Origin of the sequence: Streptomyces sp. R44, assembly GCF_041053105.1 — a bacterium.
Lineage (GTDB): Bacteria > Actinomycetota > Actinomycetes > Streptomycetales > Streptomycetaceae > Streptomyces.
The window spans coordinates 7,269,282-7,295,287 of the sequence record NZ_CP163444.1; the positions used below are offsets into that span (position 1 = coordinate 7,269,282).

Genomic DNA, 26,006 nt, shown 5'->3' on the forward strand with positions numbered 1-26,006 from the left:
GCGCCCACCCCCCCCGTTGTGGGCATGCGTTCCTCCCCCAGACTTCGTCCGGGAGGTGCCCCCAGGGCGGAACTTTGCCCACACGGCGGTGGGGTGCGCGCCCACAACGGGGGCGGCGGGCCAAGTCAGTGGATCAGGTGGAGGCGGGAGGGGGCGACCGTGAGGTGGACCGTCTGGCCCCAGGTCAGTTCCAGCGCGTCCGATTCGACCCCGTCCCCGAAGGCGACCAGACGGTCCGACTCGACCGTGAGCCGCAGGCCCCGGCCCGCGTCCAGGAGGCCCTCGACGCGGGTCGTGCCGGTCGTCGGGGACGGCCAGGCCTCGCGGACGAACCAGGCGAGCCGCGCGTCCGCGGGCGCCGGCAGGGCGAGCGCGCTGGAGCGCTGCTCCCACAGGGAGCGGAGCCAGCCCGTCGCACCCGTGCCGGTGCCGACCAGCACCCCCGAGGACGCCTGCGGCTCGGGCGCGACGTCCGTGCCGTCGAGCGCGAGGGTGTAGCGGGCGGTCTGGTGGCCCGGCGGACCGACGTAGATCTCGTTCAGCGCGAGGAGCCGCTGCGCGTCGTCGGTGACGGCCTGGACCATCGTCAGCTCGTCGACCGCCGCCCCGGCCCCCGCCGCGTACGGCAGCAGCCGCCGCGCCCGGTCCGGCCGGTGCCGGACCAGGACGCCCGGGTTGCGTCCGGGGTCGGCGTCGATGCCGATGACGGGCTGGCCGGTCAGGTACTTCGCCGCGTTGGCGACCAGACCGTCCTGTCCGACCACCACCACGACGTCCTCGGGCCCGAACAGGAACCGGTCCAGGTCGGCGCGCTCGACCCGCGTCTGGCGCCACGTCAGCGGAACCGCGCCCGCCACCTCGGCGAGCGCCCGCCGGGTCCGCTCGTGCCGCTCGCGCACGGCGTCGACCGAGCGGCCGCGCGCGGAGAGGAAGAACGCGGCCTGCCCGTGCGTACCGTGCCGGGCGAGCAGCTCCTCGTACTCCGTGGTCCGGTGCACGAGCACCGCGCGCGGCGCGAGGCTCACGGCCGCGCCCCGCCCTCGCCGCCCAGCTTGGCGAGCAGCCCGGTCAGCACGTCCGGGGAGAGCGTGAGGTGCTCGATGCGCGGCAGGTTCTCCGCGGCCCGGGTCACGGCCAGGGCCTGCAGGACGGCCGGGTCGGCCTCCGCGTGCGCCCGCAGCCACGCGGACTGCGCTCCGGCGCGCGCCTCGCCGACCTCCCGTGCGGCCTCCGCCTCGGCCCGGGCCAGCCTGACCTTCCGTACGGCCTCGGCCTCGGCCCGTACCGCGTCGGCGGCCGCGTTCTCCTCGGCCTCGCGGCGCGCGTTCGTGCCGCGCTGCTCGACGAGCCGTTCCTCCTGCCGGGCGAGCTCGATCTGGCTGGCGAGCTCGTTCTCGGCGATGGCGCGTTCCCGCTCGACGGCGACCGCCCGGCGCTCGTAGGTGGCCCGGTCGGCCTCCTGCTGGATCTGCTCGCGGGCGGGGGTGCGCAGGGCGCGCTCGACCTCCGGCTCGGGGCGGATCGCCACCACCCGGACCGCGACGACCTCGATGCCGGTGTCCGGCAGGCGCGGTTCGGCGGCGAGCCCGGCCGCGACGCGGTCCCGTACCGCCGCCACGCCGTCGACGAGCGCGGCGGCGAGCGTGGTGCGGGCGAGGACGTCGAGGGCGTGCTGCTGGGCGGTCTCGGTGAGGAGGGTGGCGAGCTGTTCCAGCGGGGCGCCGCGCCACGCGCCCGTGTCGGGGTCGATGGAGAAGTCGAGCCGGGTGGCCGCCGCGCCCGGGTCGCCGATCCGGTACGTGACGGTGGACTGCACGCTCACGTCCTGGAAGTCGGCGGTGCGGGCGTGGAACGCCATCGCGAGCTCGCGGTCGTTCACCGGCACCTCGGAGAGCGCGGCGGTGAGCGGCCGGAACCAGAAGCTCAGCCCTTCGCCGTCGTGGACGAGCCTGCCGCGGCGCTGGTGGCGGATGTGGGCGGTGGGCGCGGAGCGCAGATGGCGCCAGCCGGCCCGCCGGGTGATGTCGGCCATGGGAACCCCCTTGTCGTCATGTGGACGATAGGGGGATTCCCTGGTTGTCGTCAAGGTGACGAATAGGGGGCGTGCGTCGTCTCAGCCCGCGACGGGCGCGGGTGCCGGCTCGGCCTCCGGCGCGGTGAGGCCCGGGAAGGCCGGGATCACGGTCGGCTCCGGCGCGGACGCGGGAGCCGGAACCGTCAGCGGGGTCGTGCCCTGCGGAGACACGGGTGCGGGAGCGGGAGCCGCCACCGTCACCGGCGCCGGTTCCTGCGTGCCGCCCTTCGTCAGCAGCACGACCCCCCGCGCCGCGATCAGCGACGCGCCGGCCGCGACCAGCCAGCCCCAGGCGCCCGCCCGGAAGGTCTCGCCGAGCAGGGCCACGCCGATCACCGCGGCGGCCGCCGGGTTCGAGAGGTTGACGACGGCCAGCGGGGCCGCGAGTCCGCCCCGGTACGCGGCCTGGGAGAGCAGCAGGCCGCCGCTGGCGAAGCCGGATATCAGGACGGCGAGGAGTGCGGTCTGCCACCAGGTCGGCTCGGCGCCGGGCAGGTCGAGCGCGAGCGCGGCCGTGAGCGTCTGGGTGAGCGCCGAGGCGACGCCCGAGGCGATCCCGGAGGCCGTCGCGTGGCCGAGTCCGCGCGCGGCCGGACCGCCGGTCCCGCGCTGCTCGCGCCCGTGCAGCCGCCCGGAGGCCAGTACGGCGATCAGGAGTGCCGTCGCCGCGGCCACGATCAGGGACTCGCGCAGACTGAGCGCCTCGCCGGGGGCCGTGGGCCCGGTGACGGCGACGAGCCCGACGAGCCCGCCCAGGGTCCACAGGGCTCCGCGCCATTCGGTACGGGTCACCCGGCGCCGCGCGCAGTACGCGCCCAGCGGCAGCGCCGCCACCAGCGTCAGGGCGCCCAGCGGCTGAACGAGCGTCAGCGGCCCGTAGTGCAGGGCGGCCACGTGGGCGAGGGCGCCGGCGGCGTTGAGCCCGACCGCCCACCACCACTGCCCGCGCGCGAGGAGGGCGCGCAGCGCGCCGCGGCCGTCGGGAGCGGCGGGGGAGGCGGCGGCGAGCCGGGACTGGGCGACGGCGGCGAGCGCGTACCCGGCGGCGGAGACGAGGGAGAGGAGCACCGCGAGCGCGGTGCCGGCGGCGGGGTTCATCGCAGGGCTCCGACAGGGAGGGGGGCCGCGCCGAGCGGGCGGGACACGGGTGGGGGTGCCGTCCGCCGGCCGGGGGCGCGGACGGCGAGCAGCGCGAGGCCGAGGAGGACGGCGGCGGCGAGCGCGTCGAACCAGTAGTGGTTGGCGGTGCCGATGATGACGAGCAGGGTGAGCGCCGGGTGCAGCAGCCAGAGCACCCGCCGGCGGGACCGGGTGGCGGCGATCAGGCCGATCGCGACCATCAGGGCCCAGCCGAAGTGGAGCGACGGCATGGCGGCGAACTGGTTCGCCATCGAGTCCGTCTCCGGCGTCGCCCCGTAGACGGAGGGGCCGTAGACGCGGGCCGTGTCGACGAGTCCGGACGCGGCGAGCATCCGGGGCGGGGCGAGCGGCATCAGCAGGTGCAGCGCGAGCGCGGCGCCGGTGGTGAGGGCCAGTACCCGGCGGGACCACAGGTAGTGCGCGGGGCGGCGCCAGTACAGCCAGACCAGGAAGGCGACGGTGGCCGGGAAGTGCACGGCCGCGTAGTACGTGTTGGCCGCCCGGATCAGCGGTTCGCCGTGCAGGAGCAGCTGCTGGATCGTTCCCTCGCCCGGCAGGTGGATCGCGCGCTCGGCGTCCCAGACGCGGTCGGCGTTCCGGAAGGCGCGGGTCTCGTGGCCGTTGGCGAAGAGCCGGCCGAACTTGTAGACGAGGAACAGTGCGGTGACGAGGAGCAGCTCGCGCAGGAGCGGGGGTCTGGCGGACCCGGGCCCGGGCTCCGGTTCCTGTTCCGGCTCGGCGGCGGCTTCCGGGTCGCCGGTCCCGCCCCGGGCGGCGGGTGCGGGGGTAGGAGGCGTCCCCCGTCCTGCAGGACGTGGTTCGCGTATCCCGCGTATCCCGACAGCCATCGCGCGGCCCTCTAATCCGTCAAATCGCCAACAAACGGAGTGAGCCTAGATCCGATTTCATCGAGACGCAAGCGTCTCGATACGTTTGCGTCTCGATTGTGCACCCCCTACTCTCGTATGTGCAGAGACAGAGGTGTCCGGGAGGGATCGATGTCCACACAGGCCGCGACCGCCGCCGCCCGTCGCAGCAAGATCACGCCGGAGCGCGAGACGGAGCTCTACGACGCCGTGCTCTGCCTCCTGCGCGAGGGCGGCTACGACTCGGTGACCATGGAGGGCGTCGCCGCCCGCACCAAGTGCGGCAAGGCCACGCTCTACCGGCAGTGGGGCACCAAGCCCCAGCTCGTGACCGCCGCGCTCGCCCAGCGCCGCTGCACCGTCTTCACCGGCATCGACACCGGCACCCTCGCCGGCGACCTGCGCGAGGCCGCCCGGGTCGCCGCCTCCCACCGCGAGCGGGACGCCGAGCTCATGGAGGCCGTCGCGCAGGCCTACATCCAGCACCCCGACCTGCGGGCCGCGCTCCGCGAGACGGTGATCGCCCCCGAGATCGCGGCCATCGACGCGGTCGTGGCGCGGGCGGTCGAGCGCGGCGAGGTCGCCGCCGGCAACCCGGCGATCGGATTCGTCGCGCCCTGCTTCCTGGGCATGCTCCGCATCGAGCGGCTCTTCGAGGAGCGCTTCGCGGACGCGTCGACGATGCGGACCTTCGTCGACGCGGTCCTGCTCCCGGCCCTGGGCGTCGAGGGCTGAGCGCGGGGGCGGAGCATGGGGGGCTGGCTCGCCCCGCCCCGCACGTACGGACTGCGCCCCGCCCCGCGCGTACGGACCGCGCCCACGGACTGCGCCCCGCCCCGCGCGTCGGGCGCCGTGAGAGCCGGTTCCGTCCCGCACCCTTGAGGCATGGCCGCGAGCACCACCCCCGCCGTCCGTGTCCGCCGCGTCTACGAGGACCCCTCACCCGACGACGGGGTACGCGTCCTCGTCGACCGGCTCTGGCCGCGCGGCCTCAAGAAGACGGACGCCCACATCGACGAGTGGCCCAAGGCGCTCACCCCGTCCACCGAACTCCGCCACTGGTACCACGGCCCCGAGGGCGAGTACGAGGAGTTCTGCCGCCGTTACGAGGCCGAGCTCGACGCCCCGGAAGCCGCCGCGGCCCTCGACCGGCTCCGCGACCTGGCCGCCCGGGAGACCGTCACCCTCCTGACCTCAGCGAAGGACCCGTCCGTGAGCCACACGTCGGTACTGCGGCGGGCCCTAGAGGCGTAGCCGGGGCGCCTCCGCGGCGGCGTCGAGCGCGCTCCCGCCCTCCGTACGGTCCGCCAACTCCCGCGCCCACACCACCAGTCCGCCGACATCGATCCCGTACGCACCGGGAACCGCGCTCCCGCCGGCCAGGCGGTCGGCGCCACGGCGCAACAGCCGGGCCCCGCCCGCCGTGTTGCCGCGCGCCGCGTGCGTCAGGCCGACCGCGAGCTGCGCGAGCCCCTGCCACAGGTCCCGCTCCGCCGCAGGTCCGGACTTCCAGGCGTCCTCGAAGACCTCGTGCGCGTGGAAGGGCATCCCGGCGTCGAGCAGCCGCTGTGCCTCGCGCACGCTCTCCTCGGGCGCGCGGACGACACCCTCGGGCTGCCGGGGCACCCCCTCCGCCCCGTACGGCAGCGGCCGACCGAGCCCGTCGCGCGGCCGGGCGCTGCGCGCACGCCCCTCCACGTCACGGTCCCTGCCGCGCTCACCGCCCCGCGCAGCGCCCCGCGCACCGCCCCGCGCGCCGTCGTCGTCACCTGTTGTCCGGTTCACCCGTCCATTGTCGCCCCTCGGACGATCACGAGCGCTAGGCTCGTCTGTCCGGCGCTGTTCCGGTCCGCGCGGGTGGTGGTGCCGGTAGCGTCATGACCAACAGTTCGTGTGTGGGGAGTGAGTCACCGGTGCCGACGGATCCCGAACAGTCGCCGCCCGCAACGCCGTTCGCCTCGCGCGTCTCCGACGCGGAGCGCGGCGGTCTGCTGGAACGCGGCCCGGAGCTCGCCGCGGCCGCCCACGCCGTCGACGAACTCGTCGCCGGAGCCGCCGCGGGCGGCTCGGGTCGCGGCGGGATACTCGTCTACCGGGGCGAGCCGGGCATAGGCAAGACCGCGCTCCTCGCCGAGATACACCGCACCGCCCGGGACCGCTGCACCGTCCTGACCGCCCGGGGCGGCGAAACCCTCACCTCCGTCCCCTTCCACCTCACCCGGCAACTGCTCCAGCCCGCCCTGGACGGCTTCGCCGCCGACGAGGTGGGGCAGCTCTTCGGCGACCACTTCGACCTGCTCGCCCCGGCGCTCGGGCTCGCCGCGCCCACACTGGACGCGCCCGCCGACCCGCAGGGCGTGCTGATCGGCCTCGCCCGGCTCCTGGACCGCCTCGCCGACCGGCTGCGGGACCGGCCCCCGGTGCTGCTCGTGGACGACGTCCACTGGGCCGACGCCGAATCCCTGGCCTGGCTCGACGCGTTCACCCGCACCCGGCGCGACCGCCGGCTGCCCGTACTCGTCGTCCTCGCCCACCGCCCGTTCGTGCGGGAGCCGCAGGGCCCCGGCGGGGCCGCGACGCTCGCCGCGCTCGCGGACCGCGCCGTCCTCACCCTGGGCCTGAACGCCCTCACCTCGGGGGCCACCGCCGAGCTCGCCCGGGACACGCTCGGCGGGCACGCCGACGAGCCCTTCTGCCGCGAGCTGTGGTCGGTCACCTCCGGCAACCCGTACGAGACGGTCGAGCTGCTCGCCAACGCCCGCGACCGGATGCTCGAACCCGTCGCCGGCTCCGCGGCCCTCCTCCGCGACCTCGGCGCCGGCGCCCGCGGCGGCGGACTCGTCGCCCGCATCGAGGAGCTCGGCTCCGGCCCGACCCGCCTCGCCTGGGCGACGGCCGGCCTCGGCACGGACAGCACGCCCGAACTCCTCGAAGCCCTCACCGGCCTGAGCGCCAAGCAGGTCGCCGAGGACACCGAACTCCTCCGGGCCGCACGGATCGTGACGGCGCCGACGACCGGCCGGAACGGACTCGCCCTCGTGCCCGTCCCGCCCCTGGAGTTCGCGCATCCCCTCATCGCCACCGCCGTGTACGGCTCGGTGCCCCCGGGCGTACGGACCGCCCTGCACGGACGCGCGGCCTGGGCGCTCACCCAGGCCGGCCACGGACCGGCCGCCGTCTCCCGCCACCTCCTCGAAGTCCACCCGGACGACGACGAGGACGTCGTGAGCCGCCTGCGGGCCGCCGCCGTCGAACACCTCGCCGTCGGAGCCCCCGACGCGGCCCGCCGCTGCCTGGAGCGGGCCCTCATCGAACCGCCCGGCCCCGACACGTACGCCAGGGTCCTCTACGAACTCGGCTGCGCCTCCCTGCTCACCGCGCCCGCCGCCACCGTCCGGCACCTGCGCTCCGCGCTCGACCTGCCCGGCCTCGACGACGAACTGCGCATCGACGCGACGTTCCGGCTCACCCAGGCCCTCGCGCACAACAACGAACTCCAGGAGGCCGCGCGGGCCGCCGCCGTCGAATACGGCCGGACGCCGCCCGGCACCGGCCGACGACGGCTCCAGGCCGCGCACTTCATGTACGAGGGGTTCCAGGCGGCCGAAGTGGACGGCCACGACCGCTCCCGCCGCCTCGCCGAGCTCACCGCCGGCTTCACCGGAGCCGACAACTCCGAACGGGCCCTCATCACCGTCCGCGGCTTCGACGCGATGATGCGCGGGGAACCCGCCGCCGAGGTCGTACGCCTCTGCGACCTCGCCCTGGTCGACGGGGCGCCCGCCCGCGGCCTCGGCTGGACCGACCCCGAATGGGGCTTCGAGATCCCGGCCCTCACCGGCATCGCGTACGCGTTCGCCGACCGTCCCGACCGGGCGGAGGCCCTCTTCACCGAGGCGGTCCGGGCCTTCGAGATCTCCGGCTGGAGCGGCGCCCACCTCGCCTTCGCCCACACCCTCCTGGGCCTGGTCCACCGGCGCCGCGGCAACCTGCCCCGCGCCCAGCACCACCTGGAGGAAGGTCTCCGGCTCGCCGACCGCGTCGGCGACGGCCTGCCCGTCCACTGGGACACCGCCTGCCTCCTCGTCGACACCCTCGTCGCCCGGGGCCGTACCGCCGAGGCCCGCCTCGTCGCCGACCGGTACGCCTTCGGCCCGCCCTGGCCCGGCGCGATCGTGCTGCCCGACGGCCCCAGCGTCCTCGGTCGGCTGCTGCTCGCCGAAGGCCGGGTCGACGAGGCCGTGTCCACCCTGGAGGGCGCCGCCGAGGCCCTGACCGGCCGGGGCCGCCACCACATCGTCTGGGCCCCCTGGCCGCTCGACCTCGCCCGTGCGCTCGCGCCCACCGACCCGGACCGCGCCGCCGGGATCGCCCGCGAGGCCCTCACCCACGCGGAACGCCTCGGCACGCACACCGCCCTCGGCGAGGCCCTCCGCTGCCTGTCCCTCTTCGTCGACCCGCCGGAGTCCCAGCGCCTGCTGGAACGGGCCGTCGAACACCTCGCGGCGTCGCCGTCCCGCTACGAGGAAGCCCGCGCCCGCCTCGACCTCGCCCACGCCACCGGCTCGGCCACGACCCTCGCCGAAGCCACCGCCCTGGCCGCCACCTGCGGCGCAGACCTCCCCACTCCGGACGCCGTGACAGCCCGTGCGTCATCCCACCCCCGGGAGTGAGGTAATGTTTTCCCTGCACGGCGACGCGGGAGAAACCCCGCGGAGACGCGCATCGGGACGTGGCGCAGCTTGGTAGCGCACTTGACTGGGGGTCAAGGGGTCGCAGGTTCAAATCCTGTCGTCCCGACTCGAAAGAGTCGCAGGTCAGGGGCCGTTTCAGAGCAATCTGAAACGGCCCCTGATCGTTTTTGGGGACCATTGATTGGGTGTCCCTGCAGCCACAACGCTGGTGGACACGGCCGCGGCCGACGCTGGTACACGTGGCAATCGCCTTCAGGAGGCGGAGGAGGAATCCTGCAGAGACCGCCACGGCGTCGGTCGGCACAGGCCCGGCCGGCTTTCCGGTGGACTGCTCATCCTGGGAGGCCTTGCGCAGATACCGGGCCCAGCTCGTTCGACGCGAAGGTAGGCGGCCGGTGGCGGTGCACGAGGTGGTGGACGCACTGGCGGGCGCGGCGGCGGAGGCCACCGCCAACGAGGGCGGCGGCCTCACGGTCCGGGTACGGTTCGCAGCCGACGGCTGACTCCCGGATGCCGGTCAGCCGTCGCCGCGGAGCCGGCGCCCGATCTCGATGTCATCCTCCAGCGCGCTCAGCCGCGGCGGGGTCCTGGAAGCGTCCAGGACCACCACGTGGAGCCGGTCGCCCTCGGCCGGGGGCGGCGCCTCCTCCGACCACCACGAGGGGTGCTTGGCCTGGTCGATGAACCCGTCCCCGCCTTCCGCGGTTTCGATCGTCACGAACGACCCCACCATGGTCACCACCTTGATCACCACGTCGAACTCTTCGTGATTCCTGACCACGTCATCACCCCTTCTCACCATACGGAATCCATGTCCGCTTCATCACCAGCTCGTTGAACCGGTCGAGCTTGTCCACCGGAATCGTCCACTCGATGCGGGGCGCCCCGTCCTTCCCCTTGGTGTCGTACACCTTCATGTACTCGGAACCGGTGAACTCCTTCAGGAAGTCCGGGTGCATGTCGTACCGCACCATGCCATTCGCGAAGTTGACCCCGCCGTTCGGGCTCCAATACTCGGCGGCCACGTCCCGCTCACCGAAGTAGATCTTTCCGTCGGTGAGGTAGCCGCCGCCCATGTCCACGCCCGGCTGATGGTTCGCGGGGTTCGGGCCGTGCTCCTTCTCGTACTCCTTGTCCTTGTGCTTGGGCGTCCGGTAGATCGGGAAGGTCGGGCACTCCGGGGCCAGGCCCAGGTGGTCCGTCCAGGTGTGCGGGTTGTGGACGTACGTGAAGGGGTTCGCGGCCGGGGCCAGGCCCAGCGGGTCGGAGGTGAGGTAGCGCGCCACCTCGGGGTCGTAGTGCCGGAAGTGGTTGTAGTTGAGGCCCGTCTCCGGGTCGAAGTACTGACCCGGGAATCGCAGCGGGGTGTAGGCGACGCTGTCCGCCGCCCAGGTCGTCGTGCCCCACAGGGTCGTGCGGGTACGCCAGGCCGTTTCGCCGTTCTCGTCGAGCAGTTCCCTCGGTGTGCCCACGAGATCGGTGACGATCGCGAAGAAGCGGCGGTCGACCTCGTCCTGACCGGCGAGGTGCTCGGTCTGGGCGACGGGACGTGTCCCCTGGTGGTCCCAGGTGAGGGCGACCGGACGGGGCAGCTCGGCCGAGGTGGTCACCTGCTCGCACAGGAGCAGGCCGTCCCAGGTGAAGTCGGTGCGCTCGACCACCTCGCCCACGTCGTCCAGCCGCTGTTTGGCGACCCGCCGCCCGAACGGGTCGTAGAGGTAGCGCCAGCGCGTCCCCTCCGGGGTGACGGCCCCCACGAGCCGGTCCTCGGCGTCCCAGGTGTAGCGCCAGCTCTCCACCTTGCCGGAGAGGTGCGCCTTCCGGCGCAGGGTGACCCGACCCTGGCCGTCGTGCTCGTAGCGCACCCGGCCGGCGTGTTCGACCCGGGTGCCGGTGTAGGAACGCGCGCCCGTCGCCTCATGACCGGGGTGGGAACGGGGCCAGTCGGCCTCGGTCTGGTTGCCCGCCTCGTCGTAGGCGTACCGCTCGCTCCAGCCCTCCGCGTGGACCGCCGTGACCCGGCCGACGGCATCCAGGTCGAAGGTACGCCGTCCCGTGTGCTGGTCGTCCGTGTACGTGAGGGTGTGGTCGGCGCGGTAGCCGTAGTCGCGGCGGTGGAGGCTCCGGCCGGCCGCGTCCCGTACCGACTGGGTCGTCAGACGGCCCAGCTCGTCGTAGGCGTGCGCGAGGGTGAAGGCACCTCCGAAGTCCCGGGTGGTCTCGCGTCCGGCCGCGTCGTAGCCGAAGTCGATCGTGCGCCCAGCCGTGGTCAGCCGGGTGCGGTTGCCTGCTGCGTCGAACACCCACCGGCTCGTCACCCCGACGGGCGTGGTGCGACCCGTACGGCGGCCCAGGGCGTCGTACGCGTGCGTCAGCGTCCGCCCGTTGACGGACTCCGCGGTCGGCCGACCCCACTCGTCCCGGGTCATGGACAGGGTGACACCGGGAGCGGTGGCCGCGACGAGCCGACCGCACAGGTCGTAGTCGAAGGCCGTGACCTGCCCGTCGGCGTCCTTCCGGACGATCCGACCGAGAGCGTCGTGCTCGTAACGGACCTGCTGACCCAGCGCATTGGTACGGCTGGTCGTGCGGCCCACCGCGTCGTACGTGTACCCGACGGAGCGGCCGTCGAAGTCGGTCTCGCCGGCCAGCCGGCCCGCCGCGTCGTAGGAGTAGTTCCAGGTCATTCCCTGGGGGTTGACCACCTGGGTGAGACGCCGCTCGGTGTCGTGCACGAACTCGTGGCGCACGCCGTCCGGAGCGGTACGCGAGCGCATGAGGTCGAAGTGCGTGTACGTGAACCGTGCGACGCCGCCCAGCGCGTCGGTGTGGGTCAGGCAGTTGCCCTCCCCGTCGTACGTCCAACTCTGCTCCGACCCGTCGGCCTCGACCCGTCGGGCGAGCAGACCTTCGGTCGTCCACTCGAAGGAGATCGTGTTCCCGAGGGGCCCCTCCACGGCGACGGTCCGCCCGAAGGCGTCGCGCCAATAGCGCGTGACGGCGCCCAGGGGATCGGTGACCGCCAGGGGCAGACCGTGCGGATCACGGTCGAAAGTCGTGGTGTGGCCCAGGGTGTCCGTCACCGCCACGGGCGCGCCCGACCCGTCGTACACGAAAGTGGTCGTGGCGCCGTGCTCGTCGGTCGACCGGATGCGGTTGCCCCGCGCGTCGTACTCCTGGCGCAGCTCCATGCCGTCCGGAAGCACGGTGGTCAGCGGCAGATCGAGGTCGTTGTAGACGCAGGAGAGCGCGGTCCCGTCGGGGTTGCGCACGGCGGTCAGGTTCCCGCGCTCGTCCCAGTCGAGACGGGTGGTGTGGCCCAGCGCGTCCGTACGGCTGAGCAGGTTGTCGTGGCGGTCCCAGCTCTGATGGACGGTGTTGCCGAGCGGGTCGGTCGTCGCGACGACCTGGAGGTGCTCGTTGAAGTGGTGGACCGTGGTGGCGCCGGTGGAGTCGGTGTAGCGCGTCACCCGACTCTCCGGGTCGTACGTGAAGGTGGAGGAGAGGAAGCCGTCCGGGCCGATGGTGCGGACGACGCGGCCCGCGTCGTCGTACGCGTACCGGAACGTGGAGTCGTTGCGGTCGGTCCAGGATGTGATCCGGTCGTCCGCGTCGTAGCCGAACCTCAGTGCCAGACCGGAGGAGTTGGTGACCGCGTCGAGGTTGCCGCGCTCGTCGTAGCCGTACGTCAGCAGCGTGACCGGACCGTCGGGGCCGCGCAGCGCCAGGCCGGTGACGCGCTGCGCCTCGCTGCTGACCTGGACGGTGTATCCGCCGGTGTGGGTGACGGCGGTGGGAGAGCCGTCGGGGCGGCGGGAGAAGACGACGCGGTTGTCGTTGCGGTCGCGGATCTCGGCGAGCCAGTAGCCGATCGACGAGCGGTAGGGGCTGCCGGTGAAGGTACGGGTCAGGCCGGAGTGCGGGTCGCTGACCGTGTACATGGTCTCGTCCTCGTGCTGCCCACCGTGGACGAGGGGCAGCCGATCGCCCTCCATGGGCAGCACGGGCTCACCGCCGGGCCGCGGCAGCTCCGGGTAGACGAGCAGGGAGCCGTCCTCGCGGGCCCAGACCGCGCCCGTGCCGAGCGGGTCGAGTTCGAGCCGCTCGTCCAGGCTGGAGGCCCAGCTGCGGCCGAACCACTGGCCGTGGCGGTACTCCGACAGATGGGTCCGGCGCAGCACCAGCGGCAGGACGCCGGGCAGCGACAGGTCCGTCTGCGGCAGGGTCATCTCGCCGGTCACGACGTCGACCGGGTCGTTCTCGCACACCGTCTTGTCGAGGGAGATGGCGTGGCGACGCGGCTCGTCGCGCGCCCCGCAGCGGTTCGGGCCGGTTCCGGTCGGAGCCGCTGTGCTTGCTGTTCGGCCCGTCGTTGACCGTGTTCTTCCGGTCCTTGCCCCGGTCCTCGTCCTGCTTCCTCTCCCTGGCGAGGCGTGCGCGGATGTCGTCGTCGTTGTCCTTGTGGTCGGTGGAGATCCGCTTGACGGCCTTGGGCAGGGTTTCGCCGACGTGATCGCCCATGGTCTTGGCGGACTTCACCAGGGCGCCCATGGCCTTCTCGATGACGGGGTCCAGGGCGTCGGCGATGTCGTCGCGGCCCTTGTTGCGGCCCTGAGCCGACTTGGCCTTGGTGAGCTTGCCGGTGGTCTTGCCGTGGATACCGACGCTCACGCCGTTCAGCTTCGTACTGGCGTTGTCGTGCTCGTCGTGCTCGATGTGGAAGCCCTTGCCCCCGGCGCGACCGCCACCGCCACCACCTCCGGCGGAGGCGAGGTTCAAACCCTCCTTCGCGCCCTGGACACCCTCGTTGAAGCCGTCCTTGCCGGCCTGCTTCGTCTGGTCGAGGTTCACACCGTTCTGGACGCCCAAGGCGTCCATGCTGACCTGGACCACCAGATCGGCGGCCATGTTCTCCAGTGCCGCCACGGCCGGTTCGGTCATCACCCCGACGATGTGACCGACCGCCTCTTCCATCGCACCCGTGATGAGCTTCAGCAGCTGCTTCTTCGTGAACGCGATCGCGCCGGCACCCAGCAGCGCTGACAGGCCACCGGTCACCGGTATCAGCGCCATCGCCAGCCCCGTCTGACCGGCCAGGACGCCGAGCTCCGCGACCGCCTTCCACTTCATGGCCTCGATCGCGCCCGCCGCCATGTCCAGCGAGCCCGCGATCGTGCGGGCTGCGGAGACCATGTCCTTCAGGTGTTTGCCCTTGACCTTGCCCCAGTGCACGTGACAGCCATGATGGAAAATCCCCCGTGTGCAAGCCTGTTCGCAGAATGCAAGTGCGAACACCTTGTCATGGGAGGCCGCAGTCGAACAACGCGACTTCTCCCTCGGCCGGCTCGGCTGCCCGCCGCGGCGGTGGCGGGCAGCTTGGCCTACTTCCGCGCCGCTGTGGACGGTCAATGCGGACATCCGCTCCAGCACCGTGAACCTCACGCCCGAGGGCCGGCCGGTGGTGCTGGTGTGGTTCTGGGGCCGGCGGCCCCGCCGCCGACAGCCGTCCGTCCAGATTGCCAGGCCCGCTGCTGACGCGCTTTCCCGTGGAGGTCGGCTTGTCCACCGTGTCCGACCAGGTCTGCCACACGGTGTGCGCGGCAGCGAACGTGCTGGGTGACCTGTCAGGGACCAGCGCACCCGCTCGGTTGTGTGGGAGACCGCACGGGGTGCTCGTGAAGACCGCCCCGTGAATGTGGAGGCGGTCTGGGGACTCCGTGAGTCTTCCGTCGGTGAATCGTGCGCGGAGCCGGTCCTGCGGGAGTGCGGGACCGGCCCGACTCATCAGTAACCACGCTCTGACCAGCAGGAACAAAGATCCGCCCGGCTGGGTGCAGAGCCGGTGGTGTGTTCGAACGGCAGAGGTATGGTCGGCCGCGTTCGCCTGACCCGGCGAATGAGGAGGACGCAAGACCGACCGCAGACGTTCGAGGCGAGGCAGACCGATGGAAGTTCCGGCCCGCACCGATGGGGGCGTGGGCAACGGAGGTTGGTTCACGCGAAGCCCGGGCAACACGACTCCGGCACCGACTCCGGCACCCGCACCGACTCCGGCACCCGCACCGGCACCCGCACCGGCACCCGCACCCGCACCGACTCCGGCACCCGCACCGGCACCCGCACCGGCACCCGCACCGGCACCCGCACCCGCACCGACTCCGGCACCCGCACCGGCACCCGCACCCGCACCCGCACCGACTCCGGCACGGCCGAACCCCCACGTGCCCGGCCCCCGCTCCGTACCGCCGAGCGGCCACGGGACCGCGGCGCGCTCCGTGCCGCCGCAGCGGGTCCCTTCGGCGCCGCGCGCCGCGGACAGCGACACGTCCGACGCGGCGCTGCTGCGCCGGACGATGGCCGAGATCGAGCCCATCGCCGACACGGTCACCTCGTACTTCTACGCGCTGCTCTTCCTCCACCACCCCCACCTGCGGGCGCTCTTCCCCGCGGCGATGGACACCCAGCGCGACCGGCTCTTCAAGGCGCTGCTCACCGCCGCCACCCACGCCGACGACCCCGTCACCCTGACCGCGTACCTCACCCAGCTCGGCCGCGGCCACCGGAAGTACGGCACCCGGCCCGAGCACTATCCGGCCGTCGGCGAGGCCCTGATCGGCGCCCTCGCCCGTTACGCCCCCTCGACCTGGGGGCCCTGGACCGAAGCCGCCTGGGTCGGGGCCTACACGGCCATCTCCCAGATCATGATCGACGCGGCGACCGAGGACGAGCTGCGCGCGCCCGCCTGGTGGCAGGCGGAGGTCGTCGCCCATGAGGCGCGTACGAAGGACATCGCGGTCGTCACGGTCCGGCCCGACCAGCCGTACCCCTTCCTCGCCGGGCAGTACACCGCCCTGGAGACCCCCTGGTGGCCCCGGGTGTGGAGGCACTACTCCTTCGCCTCCGCCCCGCGCTCCGACGGCCTGCTCTCCTTCCACGTCAAGGCCGTGCCGGCGGGCTGGGTCTCCAACGCCCTGGTCCACCGCGCCCGTCCGGGGGACGTCCTCCGGCTCGGACCGCCCACCGGCTCCATGACGGTGGACCACACCACCGACAGCGGGCTGCTCTGCCTCGGCGGCGGTACCGGGATCGCGCCCATCAAGGCCCTGGTGGAGGACGTGGTGCAGCACGGCCGGCACCGCTCCGTCGACGTGTTCTACGGCGCCCGCCGCAATGACGACCTGTACGACTTCGACACCATGCTGAGGCTGCAGCAGTCGCACTCCTGGCTCTCCGTCCGACCGGTCGTCGACGACGGTCCCGTCGGCCTGCCCGGCGGACTCCCCGAGGCGGTACGGGAGTACGGCTCGTGGCAGACCCACGACGTGTACCTGTCCGGCCCGCCCGGCATGATCCGACGCGGCGTCGACACCCTGCTCGGCATGGGCGTCCCCTCCCGCCGCATACGGCACGACTCCATCGAAGGACTGGTCGGGGCGACGACGTGAGCACTTTCGAACAGACGGCGCCGCTGCGCACCACCCGTCCGGGCAGCGACGGTGAACACCTCGTCCAGCAGCGCATGGGCACCATGGAGCGCGCCGACCGCTTCTACGCCGAGCAGGTCCTCGATCGACTCAACCCGCGGATGCGGGAGTTCGTGGCCCGGCAGGAGATGTTCTTCCTCGCCACCGCCGACCGGCACGGCGAGTGCGACAACACCTTCCGCGCCGGCCCGCCCGGTTTCCTCCACGTCCTGGACGACCGGACGCTCGCCTACCCCGAGTACCGGGGCAACGGCGTCCACGCCAGCCTGGGCAACATCGAGGAGAACCCGCACGTCGGCGTCCTCATGGTGGACTTCCTGCGGGACCGCATCGGTCTCCACGTCAACGGCCGGGCCGGGATCGTGGCCGACGAGGACATGCGCCGCGCCCACACCACGCTCGCGACCGACCCGGTGCCCGGCCGACGGTCCCTGGTCTGGGTGGTGATCACCGTCGAGGAGGCGTACATCCACTGCGCCAAGCACATCCCGCACCTGCAGCGGGTCCCCGCGCGCGGCGCGGGCCGCTCCTGGGGGACGGACGACGTGAAGCGCAAGGGCGGCGACTTCTTCGGAGCGGGCGCCGACGCACCGGCCCGCGGCCCGTTCCTGCCGCCGCCCCGCGCGAGCGCGGCGACCTGGCGCGCCGAAGCGGAACGGGCCCTGGCGAGGGCGACACGGCGAGCTGCCGGCCCGCGCTCCGCGACGGAATCCGGGTGCCAGAACTTCAGCGGCTGGTTCAGCAGACGCACCCCGGCCTGACGGCGGGGCTCCCGCTTGCCGCCCCTCCGGCAGCCGGTGAGAATGGTGAAGGACCTCCGCCTCGCGAACGGGGCGGGTCCGCAGCAACTGTCCCGCCACACCGAGAGTTGGTGATCGGGGGCCGGATGCCCAGGATCCCGCGCGGCGTGGCCGACGCGTCCGCAGGACGGGCCGTCGTACACGACCGCCAGGGCACACTCATCGCGCTGGACCTGGAAACCGGCGCGGTGTTGTGGCGTCATGGCCGGGCGTTGCGTCCCTGCGCGATCGTCGGCGGGAACGTGGTGGCGCTGCGCGTGGGTGCCTCGCCCGCGCTCGAGGTCGAACTCCTGGACGTGGGCGAGGGAACGGAACTCTGGACGTCGCCGGCCCTCGCGCTGCCGCCGTGGGCTCACCCGACCCTGCAGGACTCGCCCGAGTTCACCGTGGACACGGCGGAGGTTCAGGACCCGCTGGTGATCCGGTGGACCGCCCGGGCCCTGTACCGGGGCGGTGCGCCCCCCGGTCCCGAGGTGGCGGGGAGCCGGCCTCGCGAGGCGCACGGCGCCCTGCGGATCGACCTGGCGACTCCGTCGGTGGAGCCGCTGGCCGTCAGGGCGACCGAGGCGGACACGGAGGCGGACGCCGTGGCGGACACGGAGGTCCCGGCCCCGCCGCAACCGCCCCTCCCCGCCGACGTACTGGCGTACGGGCAGGTCGGCGGCCTCCGGATGGAACTCACCGTGCGCGCCGGCTCCGGCGGAGAGGACGCCGTCGTCCTGCGGGCGGTGGACGCCCGGACCGCCGCGGCCGTCTGGGAGGTGGTACTCGACGAGACGGCGGAGAGCCGCCCCCGCAGACTCCGCCCGTAGCCCTGCCGGACAGCCGCCGCCGGTACCCGGGCTCGTAGCCCCGTCCGGAGAGCCGCCACCCGTACCCGCGCTCGTGGCCAAGCTCCCGGCCACGCCGGAACAGAAACGTCTCGCACCCAGAGGTGCCTCATGACCATCTCGGACGAACAGCTCGCCCAGGCCAAGGACATCACCGTCGAGCAGGTGCGGCTGCTGCGCAGGAGCCGGGGCGCCACGAACGAGACTCTGGACGGCCTCCCCGTCAGGGCGGTGCGCCGGGCACTGCGCCGCCTCGACTACCCCGACCTCCCCAACGCCCGGCTGCTGTTCCGGTACGAGCAGGAGCGCGGCGACGACGGGACGGTGCCGCCGCACGCCCAGGGCACGGCCCGTGCCCAGACCCGCTCGCTGGTGCGGAGCACGGCCCCGGCCGCGGAGACGGCCGGCGTGCCGACCGGTCGTCACCGCGGCGCGCGTGCGGACCGGCCGGCGCCGACCGCCGGGATGACGCTCGCCCAGTGGGAGTGGCTCGGCCCCGGGAACATCGGCGGCCGCACCCGCGCCGTCGTGGTCGACCCCGGCCACCCGAACAAGATGTGGGCCGCGAGCGCCGGCGGCGGCGTGTGGATCACCCGCAACGGCGGCGCGAAGTGGGCGCCCGTGGACGACTTCCTCGGCAACCTCGCGTGCGCGTGCATGACGATGGACCCCTCGGACCCGTCGACGATCTACGTGGGGACCGGCGAGGGCTTCTCCAACGTCGACGCCCTCCGCGGCAACGGCATCTTCCGCACCACCGACGCCACCACCTGGGCGCCCCTGCCGGCGACGCAGACCCAGGACTTCCGCGCCGTGACCCGGATCGCGGTCTCCTCGACGGGCGCCGTGGTCCTCGCGGCCACCGACACCGGACTGTTCCGCAGCTCCGACCCGGCACGGGCGACGTGGACCCGGGTCCTGGGCATCCCGCTCGGCCAGGTCGTGTTCGACCCGGGCGACGACGACAAGGCGGTCGCCGGCGCGCTCGACGCGGGCGAGGCCTGGTTCAGTGCCGACGGCGGGCTCACCTGGCAGGCCTCGACGCACGGCCCGTGGTCGGGCCGGGTCGAACTCGCCTACGCGGTGAAGGACCCGGAGATCGTGTACGCCTCGGTGCAGGCGCAGACCGGCCAGATCTGGCGGTCCACCGACGGCGGCAAGACGTATCAGAGAAGGAAGATCAAGACGCCGAGCGGCAAGGTGGCCGACTATCTCGCCGACCAGGGCTGGTACAGCAACGCGATCTGGGCCGGGGACCCGACGGACGCGGACCTGATCGTCACCGGCGGGGTCGATCTGTGGCGCAGTACGGACGGCGGCGACCACCTGGCCGAGATCAGCACCTGGTGGGACCCGGGCTCGGCGCACGCCGATCACCACGCGATCGTCTCGCACCCCTCGTACGACGGGGTGCACAACAGGACCGTGTTCTTCGGCAACGACGGCGGGGTGTTCAAGGCGGCGGACCTGGCGGTGGTGGGGTCGGAGCCGAAGGCGCCGTTCGTCGACGGCTGGACCGAGCTGGACAACAACTACGGCGTCACGCAGTTCTTCGGCGGCGCCGGCAACACCGTCAGCGGAAAGATCATCGGGGGTGCGCAGGACAACGGCACGCTCGTCTTCGACCCCGCGACGGGGACGGAGGGGTGGCGGGAGTTTCAGGGCGGTGACGGCGGCTGGTGCGCCTGCGACCCGACCGACCCGGACGTCCTCTACGGCGAGTACGTCTTCCTCAACATCCACCGCAACGACGACGGCGGCGCCACCGACGATCCGGACCGCTACATCAGCGGCCAGTTCTGGAACCCGGCGCTTCCCGGCTGGGACTGGAAGCCGGTGCCGTTCCGGATTCCCGACGCCAAGAACCAGCAGGCGCTCTTCATCGCGCCGTTCGTCATGGATCCGGGCGACCCGCAGCGGCTGCTCGCCGGCGGTCTCTCGCTGTGGCGGACGAACGACGCGAAGGCGCCGAACACCCCGACCTCGGGTCCCAGCTGGCAGTCGATCAAGCCCAGCGCGGGGTCGCTGATCAGCGCGCTCGCCGTGGCCCCGGCCGATTCCGACGTGGTGTGGGTGGGCCATCGCAACGGCATGCTCTTCCGCACCACCGACGGCACGGCCGCGACGCCGACCTGGGACCGTGTCGGAGTGATCGGCCCGGACCCGCTGCGACCGCAGCGGTACTGCACGAGCATCACCGCCCATCCGACGGACGTGAAGACCGCGTACGTCGCCTTCGGCGGTTTCGAGCCCGGCAACCTGTGGGTGACGAAGGACGGCGGCGCCCGCTGGACCGACCTCTCGCCCACGCTTCCCGCCGCTCCCGTACGGGCGCTCGCCGTGCATCCGCGGCGCCACGTGTTCCTGTACTGCGGCACCGAGGTCGGCCTGTTCGCCAGCGAGGACTCCGGGACGACGTGGTCACCGACGAACGAGGGCCCGACCAACTGCTCGGTGGACGACCTGTTCTGGATGGACGAGACGCTCGTCTGCGTGACCCACGGCCGCGGCATGTTCCGGATCGACCTGTCCTCGGTGTGACGGTCCGGCGAGGGTGAAGGTGAGCACGATGGTGCGCAACGTACGCCTGCGGGGCCGGATCGAGGCGATCGCGGCCTGCCTCAGCGGATTGCTGTTCCTCCTGACCGCGATCTGGCCCGACTGGATCGAACGGGTCTTCGAGGTCGAGCCCGACCAGGGCAGCGGAGCCCTGGAGTGGGTGATCGTCGGCGTCGCACTCTGCGCCACGATCATCTTCTCGCTGCTCGCACGCGCCGAGTACCGCAGGGCCCGGGCCGCGCAGGGTTGAGACGCGCCGGCGGGCCGCTGCCTCGCACCGGGCCGAGCTCGCTCGATCCCCGCGGGTTGTGCCGAGTCGGCCCCCAGGAGCTGTTCGTGCGCTACGGTCCGGACAACGGATGGCCGAGCGGACACTGGGCGAGGGAATGCTGGAAGAGGTCGTGACGGCACTGGCCGCGACGGGCGGTGCCGCCGTGGTGCAGGCGGCCGGAACGGACGCGTGGGGCGCCTTCAGGAACGCCGTGGCCCGATGGTTCGGCCGGGGCCGGCCGGAGCGGGAACAAGCCGAGATCGAGCGTCTCGACCGCACGGCCGCGGCGCTGGAAGCGGGCCACGAGGTCGACCACGCGCGCGAGGAAGGACTGTGGCAGGCCCGCTTCGAGGCTCTCTTCGAGAGCATGGACGAAGCCGGTCGTGCCCAGGCGGCCACCGAGCTGCGATCGCTGCTCGCGACCCACGTGCCCGTGGGCCCCGTGGTGGCGGCCGATCGGGCCGGGCTGTCCATCGGCGGAGACGTGGACGTCCGGGCCGACCGCGGATCGGTCGCAGCGCTCCGGATGGGGGACGTCGTCCTGGGGTCCCCTTCGAAGCCGGGCCCGGACGAGGGCTGACGGTCCCCGGCACCCCGCTACGCCCGAACGACCTCGCGGAACAGGCGGTCCACGCGCAGAACGGCAGCATCGCCGCCCGGCACATCGGACTCCTCCAGCTGCAGAACCCGCCGAGCCGCCCCGCCGTGTCCTGGCCGCACCAGGCCGGGGTGCTCCCTCCCGAGGCGGACTGTTTTCAGGAACGCGATGCGATCCATGCCCTGGACCTGGCCTCCGCCGACCAGGAGAGCCCAGGGGCCAGGGAACGGTGCCACATCCTCGTCGGCGGCGGTGGGGTGGGGAAGACGCAGGTGGCGGCCCGTCATGTCCGCCGGCTGTGGCGCGAGGGAGACCTCGACCTGCTGGTCTGGGTGAACGCGGCCGGCCCCGAGGCGATCACCGAGGCCTACGCACAGGCAGCCGCGAGCGTGCTCGGCACCCACCGCCGGGACCCGGGACAGGCCGCCCAGACCTTCCTCCGCTGGCTCGGGCAGGACCACGGCAAGCGCTGGCTGGTGGTACTGGACGATGTCACCCAGCCGGCCGATCTTCACGATCTGTGGCCACCGCAGGGCCCCGGTGGACGGACCCTGGTGACGACGCGCAACCGTGACGCCGCGTTCCTGGCGCGAGGACGCGCCCGGATCGAGGTCGGTCTCTTCACGCCCGAGGAGTCCCACGACTACCTGGCGGGCAAGCTCGCGGTTCACGGACGAGCCGACAGCACCGAGGAGATCCTCGCGCTCGCGGAGGACTTCGGACACCTCCCGCTCGCTCTCGCCCAAGCCGTGCCGTACATGGTCAACAAGCATCTGGACTGCGCCGCCTACCGCCGGCGCCTGGCCGACCGCAGACTCGTGCTGCACGACGTACTCGCGGACATCAGCGGCCTGCCCGACGGCCAACGGCACACGGTCGCCGCCGCCTGGTCCCTGTCCGTCGACCTGGCGGACCGGCTCAGCCCGCGAGGAGTCGCACGTCCCCTCCTCGAAATCGCGGCGCTGCTCGACCCCAACGGCATCCCCGCGCCGATCCTCGACGGATGGGCCGTCCTCGACTTCGTCAACCGGGACGGCGGGGCGGAGATCGACCCCCAGGACGTCACCTGCGCGCTGTGGAACCTCCATCAGCTGAGTCTCGTCGACCACACGCCCGGAATCCTCCACCGGACCGTGCGCGTCCACCAGCTCATTCAGCGGGCGGTCCGGGAGCCGCTGGAGCCCGGCCGGCGGTGGCGGCTCGCTCGAACCGCGGCCGACGCCCTCGCCGACGGATGGCCCGACCGTGAGCGCGATGCGGACCTGGCCCGGGCGCTGCGATCCAACACGGACGTCCTGCGGGAACATGCCGAACACGCCCTGCACCGGCCCGAGGTGCACACCGTGCTGTACCGCGCGGGCCACAGCCTCGGCGAGAACCGGCAGGTCGCGGCGGCCCGCGAGCACTTCGACCGCCTCGCCGCCACGGCCCGGCGCCATCTGGGCGGCGAGCACCCCGACACCCTCACCGCCCGTCTCGACCTCGCTGTGTGGAGCGGAAGGTCGGGCGACGCCAAGGCCGCCGCCGCACTGCTGGCCGAGCTCCTCATGCCCACCCTGCGAGTGCTGGGCGAGAGCCACCCGCAGAGTCTTACGGTCTGGCGACACCTCATCGACTGGCGGGAAGCGTCCGGCGACCGTCCCGGGGCGGCGACCGCCGCCGTCCGCTTCCTCGAGCACCTCAAGCGGGTGCTCGGGGCCGACCACCCGTTGACCCTCGCGCAGCAGGCGTCCGTTCGGCGGCGGCGCCACGATGCCTAGCAGAGGGCATTCCCGCGATGTCTCGCCCGTGAGGTGAGTACGGGTCAGCCGACGGGGGCCGTCATGCGGTTGTCGTCCTCGGGGGTGGCCGGGTGGACGGTTTCGGCGGGCGGGTCGGCCGTGCGGCGGACCCAGAGCCAGTACACGGCGCCGGTGACGACCAGGCCGACGATCCACGAGATGTCGGCGCCGTCGAGCTTCCTGGTGATCGCGCCGGTGTACAGCTTGGTGGCCAGGAACGGGATCTGGACGGCGACGCCCACGACGTAACAGGTCAGCGCGGTGACGTTCCAGCGCCCGTAGCGGCCCTCGGGGTCGTACAGCGCGGGGATGTCGACCCGTTCCCGGGAGACCAGGTAGTAGTCGACCAGGTTGATCGCGCTCCACGGGGTGAACACCATCAGGATCAGGAGCACGAAGTTCTTGAAGTTGTTCAGGAAGTCGGCGCTGGCGGCGAGGGCGATGACGATCGACACCGCGGTGAAGCCGACGATGTAGGCGGCACGGGCGGTCGCCGAGATCCGCGAGCGGCCGTCGAAGGCCGTGACGGTCGTCAGGATCGACATGAAACCGCCGTACGCGTTGAGGCAGTTGACGGTCAGCTTCCCGACCACGATCACCAGGTAGATGAGGAAGGCGAGTGCGGCAGGACCGGCCAGCTCGCCGAGGAAGCCCACCTGGTCGGTGAGGAAGGCCTTGCCCGCGACGGCCGCGGTGAGCGCGCCCAGCGTCATGGCCCACTGCGAGCCGATGACGGAACCGGCGAACGTCGACCAGAACGTCGCGCGCGTGCTGGTGTCGCGGGGCAGGTAGCGCGAGTAGTCGGCGACGTACGGGCCGAAGGTCAGCTGCCATCCGGCACCGAGCCCCACGGCGAGCAGGAAGGTCGCCGCCTCGAAGCCCTTGGTCCCGATGTGCGCGCCGACGTCGTACTGGGTGAACAGCCGCACGAGGAGATAGCCGAGGCCCAGCACCCCGGCGACGGTGGCGACGCGGCCGGCGGCGTGGATCAGCCGGTAGCCGGTGACGGCGACGACGGCCGTCAGGGCGCCGAAGACGAGGATGCCGACCTGTGTGTTGTCGATGTGCAGCAGCTCGGCGAGCGCCTGCCCGGCCAGCACGCTGCCGGTCGCGGCGAAGCCGAGGTACATGAGGATCACGAGCAGCAGCGGCAGGACCGCGCCGTGGACGCCGAACTGCGCGCGGCTGGAGATCATCTGCGGGACGCCGAGCCGGGGGCCCTGCGCGGAGTGCAGCGCCATCACGATGCCGCCGAGGACGTTGCCGATGAGCAGGGCGGGTATCGCCCACAGCGCGTCCGCGCCGAAGACGACGGACAGCGCGCCGTCGACGATGGCGGTGATCTGCATGTTGGCGCCGAACCACAGCGTGAACTGGCTGCGCGGCGTGCCGTGCCGCTCGGCGTCGGGAATGACCTCGATGGTGCGCCTCTCCATCGAGAGTCGTTCCCCGGAGGCGTGTTGGACCGGCATGGTGGAGACCTCTCCCCGCAGCGATTCCTGTGTATCCGGACGGACCGCGGCCGTTCACCCGCACCGCGGTGCGCCGAATCTCGCATAGAGGGAAACAGGGGGCAAGGGGCTGAATGGAGAATTTCAGAGAGTGGGACGGCCGTGCGCGGGGGGTGGTGTCAGGCCACGCCCCTGATGCGGTGGACGAGGAGGCCGCCGGCCAGGATCACCAGGGCCGCCGTGGCGTACAGGCCGGTGTAGCCGCCGAGGTGGGCGATGACCGGTGAGGCGAGCGCCGGGGCCAGGACCTGCGGGCCCGAGTTCGCGATGTTGATGACGCCGAGATCCTTCGCGCGGTCGGCGGCCTCGGGCAGGACCTGGGTGACCAGCGCCTGGTCGACGGCGAGATAGATGCCGTAGCCCGCGCCGAGCACGGCCGCGGCGGCGAGGGCGGACGGCCAGGTGTGGACCAGGGCGAGCAGCAGCGCGGCGGCCGCCATGACCAGGGAACAGACGACGACGAATCCCTTGCGGCGTCCCATGCGGTCGGACAGCACCCCCACGGGGATCGCCGTGAGCGCCGCGCAGAGGGTGTAGACCACGGTCAGGATCAGCACGCCGGTGCCGGGGTCGCCGTAGTGGACGGCGTCGGCGAGGAAGTAGAACAGGTAGAGCGTGCCCAGGGCGTTCCCGAGGTTGATCAGGAACCGGGTGAGCCACGCCCAGCCGAAGTCGGGGTGCTTCCGTGGGCTCACCCAGAACGAGCGGGCGAGGGTGCGGACGTCGACGGAGGGGCGCAGCTCCCGCGGCAGCGGCGGCTCGGCGTGGCGCAGGACGAACGGCAGGGCCAGTACGACCGTGAGTACGGCCAGCGTGGCGTAGCCGGAGCGGACGCCGGTCACGAGGAGGGCGGTGATGAGCGCGCCCAGGACCAGCCCGACCGACTGCATGAGGCCCGTCCAGCCGGAGACCACCGCGCGCTGCGTCAGCGGCACACGGTCGGCGATCGGAGTGGTGACCCCCGCCAGCATCGCGTTGAGGCCCGCCTGGGCGAGGCACCAGCCGACGGCGACGCCCGCCACCGTGTGCTGGGAGGCGGTGACCGCGAGGCCCGCCGCCCCGGCGAGGGCGCCGCCGAGGATCCAGGGCCGGCGCCGGCCGAACCGGCCGGTGGTCCGGTCCGACCACGCGCCGGCGATCGGGTTGGCGAGCACGGCGACGAGCGCGCCGAGACCGGTGACCAGCGACAGCGCGGTGTTCTTGTCGTGCGGGTCGATCTGCTCCAGCTGGAGCGGCAGCAGGATCTGGATGGGCGTCATGAAGGCCATGAAGACGGCCAGCGTGGAGAGCGAGAGGCTCGCCGTCCAGCCCGCCGTGACCGGGACGGTGGGCTCGGCGAGGACGGCGGCGACGGCGTCCTCGGCGGCCTCTTCCGGGGCGTGGGCCATGGTGGCTTCG

Annotated in this window: 18 protein-coding genes, 1 tRNA gene and 1 pseudogene; 11 read left to right on the top strand and 9 right to left on the bottom strand. The window is 72.9% G+C overall.

What is annotated here, in order from left to right:
- Positions 1 to 125: 125 nt before the first annotated feature.
- The 4 genes from AB5J54_RS33835 to AB5J54_RS33850 form a co-directional block, all read right to left on the bottom strand.
- Positions 126 to 1,025: a hypothetical protein gene (locus tag AB5J54_RS33835; protein ID WP_369147732.1), complete on the bottom strand. Its 900-nt coding sequence runs from the start codon at positions 1,023 to 1,025 to the stop codon at positions 126 to 128.
- Complete coding sequence (locus AB5J54_RS33840) at positions 1,022 to 2,032, bottom strand: SPFH domain-containing protein (RefSeq protein WP_369147733.1); 1,011 nt, start codon at positions 2,030 to 2,032, stop codon at positions 1,022 to 1,024. The genes AB5J54_RS33835 and AB5J54_RS33840 overlap by 4 nt, the downstream gene beginning before the upstream one ends.
- Positions 2,033 to 2,113: 81 nt before the next feature.
- On the bottom strand, positions 2,114 to 3,172 hold the full coding sequence (locus tag AB5J54_RS33845) for a DMT family transporter (protein WP_369147734.1): 1,059 nt from the start codon (positions 3,170 to 3,172) through the stop codon (positions 2,114 to 2,116).
- A complete protein-coding gene (locus AB5J54_RS33850; protein ID WP_369147735.1) occupies positions 3,169 to 4,062 on the bottom strand; it encodes a phosphatase PAP2 family protein in 894 nt (297 codons plus the stop codon). Before AB5J54_RS33850 ends, AB5J54_RS33845 begins: the two co-directional genes overlap by 4 nt.
- 150 nt (positions 4,063 to 4,212) lie before the next feature.
- On the opposite strand from AB5J54_RS33850, the gene AB5J54_RS33855 reads away from it, so the two are divergent.
- Entirely contained in the window at positions 4,213 to 4,815 is a 603-nt protein-coding gene (locus tag AB5J54_RS33855; protein ID WP_369147736.1) for a TetR/AcrR family transcriptional regulator, read from the top strand.
- Between the two features lie 150 nt (positions 4,816 to 4,965).
- Positions 4,966 to 5,334, top strand: coding sequence for a DUF488 domain-containing protein (locus tag AB5J54_RS33860; RefSeq protein WP_369147737.1), 369 nt, complete (start codon positions 4,966 to 4,968; stop codon positions 5,332 to 5,334).
- Here the strand turns inward: AB5J54_RS33860 and AB5J54_RS33865 are convergent.
- Positions 5,323 to 5,778 (bottom strand): DUF309 domain-containing protein, encoded by a 456-nt coding sequence (locus AB5J54_RS33865; RefSeq protein WP_369149546.1) that lies wholly within the window; start codon positions 5,776 to 5,778, stop codon positions 5,323 to 5,325. The two genes, AB5J54_RS33860 and AB5J54_RS33865, sit on opposite strands and share 12 nt — an antisense overlap.
- 290 nt (positions 5,779 to 6,068) lie before the next feature.
- Here AB5J54_RS33865 and AB5J54_RS33870 point away from each other — a divergent pair, with 290 nt between their 5' ends.
- Both AB5J54_RS33870 and AB5J54_RS33875 read left to right on the top strand, forming a co-directional pair.
- Positions 6,069 to 8,753 (top strand): AAA family ATPase, encoded by a 2,685-nt coding sequence (locus tag AB5J54_RS33870; protein WP_369149547.1) that lies wholly within the window; start codon positions 6,069 to 6,071, stop codon positions 8,751 to 8,753.
- Between the two features lie 53 nt (positions 8,754 to 8,806).
- Positions 8,807 to 8,880 (top strand) — tRNA-Pro (locus tag AB5J54_RS33875).
- Positions 8,881 to 9,291: 411 nt separating this feature from the next.
- Here the strand turns inward: AB5J54_RS33875 and AB5J54_RS33880 are convergent.
- Both AB5J54_RS33880 and AB5J54_RS33885 read right to left on the bottom strand, forming a co-directional pair.
- A complete protein-coding gene (locus AB5J54_RS33880) occupies positions 9,292 to 9,555 on the bottom strand; it encodes a hypothetical protein (RefSeq protein ID WP_351858973.1) in 264 nt (87 codons plus the stop codon).
- A 430-nt stretch (positions 9,556 to 9,985) separates the two neighbouring features.
- Positions 9,986 to 14,003 (bottom strand): annotated as a pseudogene (locus AB5J54_RS33885) (DUF6531 domain-containing protein); the annotation flags it as partial.
- A gap of 716 nt (positions 14,004 to 14,719) precedes the next feature.
- Here AB5J54_RS33885 and AB5J54_RS33890 point away from each other — a divergent pair.
- The 7 genes from AB5J54_RS33890 to AB5J54_RS33920 all read left to right on the top strand — a co-directional run bounded on the left by AB5J54_RS33890 (position 14,720) and on the right by AB5J54_RS33920 (position 23,076).
- A complete protein-coding gene (locus AB5J54_RS33890) occupies positions 14,720 to 16,219 on the top strand; it encodes a globin domain-containing protein (RefSeq protein WP_369147738.1) in 1,500 nt (499 codons plus the stop codon).
- Positions 16,220 to 16,293: 74 nt separating this feature from the next.
- Entirely contained in the window at positions 16,294 to 17,019 is a 726-nt protein-coding gene (locus AB5J54_RS33895; RefSeq protein ID WP_369149548.1) for a pyridoxamine 5'-phosphate oxidase family protein, read from the top strand.
- Positions 17,020 to 17,165: 146 nt separating this feature from the next.
- The gene (locus AB5J54_RS33900; protein ID WP_369147739.1) at positions 17,166 to 17,870 is read left to right on the top strand and encodes a PQQ-binding-like beta-propeller repeat protein; all 705 of its coding nucleotides are present in this window, start codon (positions 17,166 to 17,168) and stop codon (positions 17,868 to 17,870) included.
- 129 nt (positions 17,871 to 17,999) lie between these two features.
- Positions 18,000 to 20,429, top strand: a complete 2,430-nt coding sequence (locus AB5J54_RS33905; RefSeq protein WP_369147740.1) for a WD40/YVTN/BNR-like repeat-containing protein — start codon at positions 18,000 to 18,002, stop codon at positions 20,427 to 20,429.
- A gap of 28 nt (positions 20,430 to 20,457) precedes the next feature.
- A complete protein-coding gene (locus AB5J54_RS33910) occupies positions 20,458 to 20,697 on the top strand; it encodes an ABC transporter permease (protein WP_369147741.1) in 240 nt (79 codons plus the stop codon).
- Between the two features lie 109 nt (positions 20,698 to 20,806).
- Positions 20,807 to 21,298, top strand: a complete 492-nt coding sequence (locus tag AB5J54_RS33915; RefSeq protein WP_369147742.1) for a hypothetical protein — start codon at positions 20,807 to 20,809, stop codon at positions 21,296 to 21,298.
- 125 nt (positions 21,299 to 21,423) lie between these two features.
- Positions 21,424 to 23,076, top strand: a complete 1,653-nt coding sequence (locus AB5J54_RS33920; protein ID WP_369147743.1) for an NB-ARC domain-containing protein — start codon at positions 21,424 to 21,426, stop codon at positions 23,074 to 23,076.
- Positions 23,077 to 23,120: 44 nt separating this feature from the next.
- Here AB5J54_RS33920 and AB5J54_RS33925 read toward each other — a convergent pair whose 3' ends face one another.
- Together AB5J54_RS33925 and AB5J54_RS33930 are read right to left on the bottom strand one after the other, a co-directional pair.
- Positions 23,121 to 24,533, bottom strand: coding sequence for a cytosine permease (locus AB5J54_RS33925; protein WP_369147744.1), 1,413 nt, complete (start codon positions 24,531 to 24,533; stop codon positions 23,121 to 23,123).
- A gap of 194 nt (positions 24,534 to 24,727) precedes the next feature.
- Positions 24,728 to 25,996, bottom strand: a complete 1,269-nt coding sequence (locus tag AB5J54_RS33930; protein WP_369147745.1) for an MFS transporter — start codon at positions 25,994 to 25,996, stop codon at positions 24,728 to 24,730.
- Positions 25,997 to 26,006 lie beyond the last annotated feature (10 nt).

Excerpts from the sequence above, each read along its gene's own strand:
- AB5J54_RS33840 (WP_369147733.1), bottom strand. The coding sequence starts at position 2,032 with ATGGCCGACATCACCCGGCGGGCCGGCTGGCGCCATCTGCGCTCCGCG.
- AB5J54_RS33845 (WP_369147734.1), bottom strand. The coding sequence starts at position 3,172 with ATGAACCCCGCCGCCGGCACCGCGCTCGCGGTGCTCCTCTCCCTCGTC.
- AB5J54_RS33850 (WP_369147735.1), bottom strand. The coding sequence starts at position 4,062 with ATGGCTGTCGGGATACGCGGGATACGCGAACCACGTCCTGCAGGACGG.
- AB5J54_RS33855 (WP_369147736.1), top strand. The coding sequence starts at position 4,213 with ATGTCCACACAGGCCGCGACCGCCGCCGCCCGTCGCAGCAAGATCACG.
- AB5J54_RS33860 (WP_369147737.1), top strand. The coding sequence starts at position 4,966 with ATGGCCGCGAGCACCACCCCCGCCGTCCGTGTCCGCCGCGTCTACGAG.
- AB5J54_RS33890 (WP_369147738.1), top strand. The coding sequence starts at position 14,720 with ATGGAAGTTCCGGCCCGCACCGATGGGGGCGTGGGCAACGGAGGTTGG.
- AB5J54_RS33895 (WP_369149548.1), top strand. The coding sequence starts at position 16,294 with ATGGGCACCATGGAGCGCGCCGACCGCTTCTACGCCGAGCAGGTCCTC.
- AB5J54_RS33905 (WP_369147740.1), top strand. The coding sequence starts at position 18,000 with ATGACCATCTCGGACGAACAGCTCGCCCAGGCCAAGGACATCACCGTC.
- AB5J54_RS33910 (WP_369147741.1), top strand. The coding sequence starts at position 20,458 with ATGGTGCGCAACGTACGCCTGCGGGGCCGGATCGAGGCGATCGCGGCC.
- AB5J54_RS33915 (WP_369147742.1), top strand. The coding sequence starts at position 20,807 with ATGGCCGAGCGGACACTGGGCGAGGGAATGCTGGAAGAGGTCGTGACG.
- AB5J54_RS33925 (WP_369147744.1), bottom strand. The coding sequence starts at position 24,533 with ATGGAGAGGCGCACCATCGAGGTCATTCCCGACGCCGAGCGGCACGGC.
- AB5J54_RS33930 (WP_369147745.1), bottom strand. The coding sequence starts at position 25,996 with ATGGCCCACGCCCCGGAAGAGGCCGCCGAGGACGCCGTCGCCGCCGTC.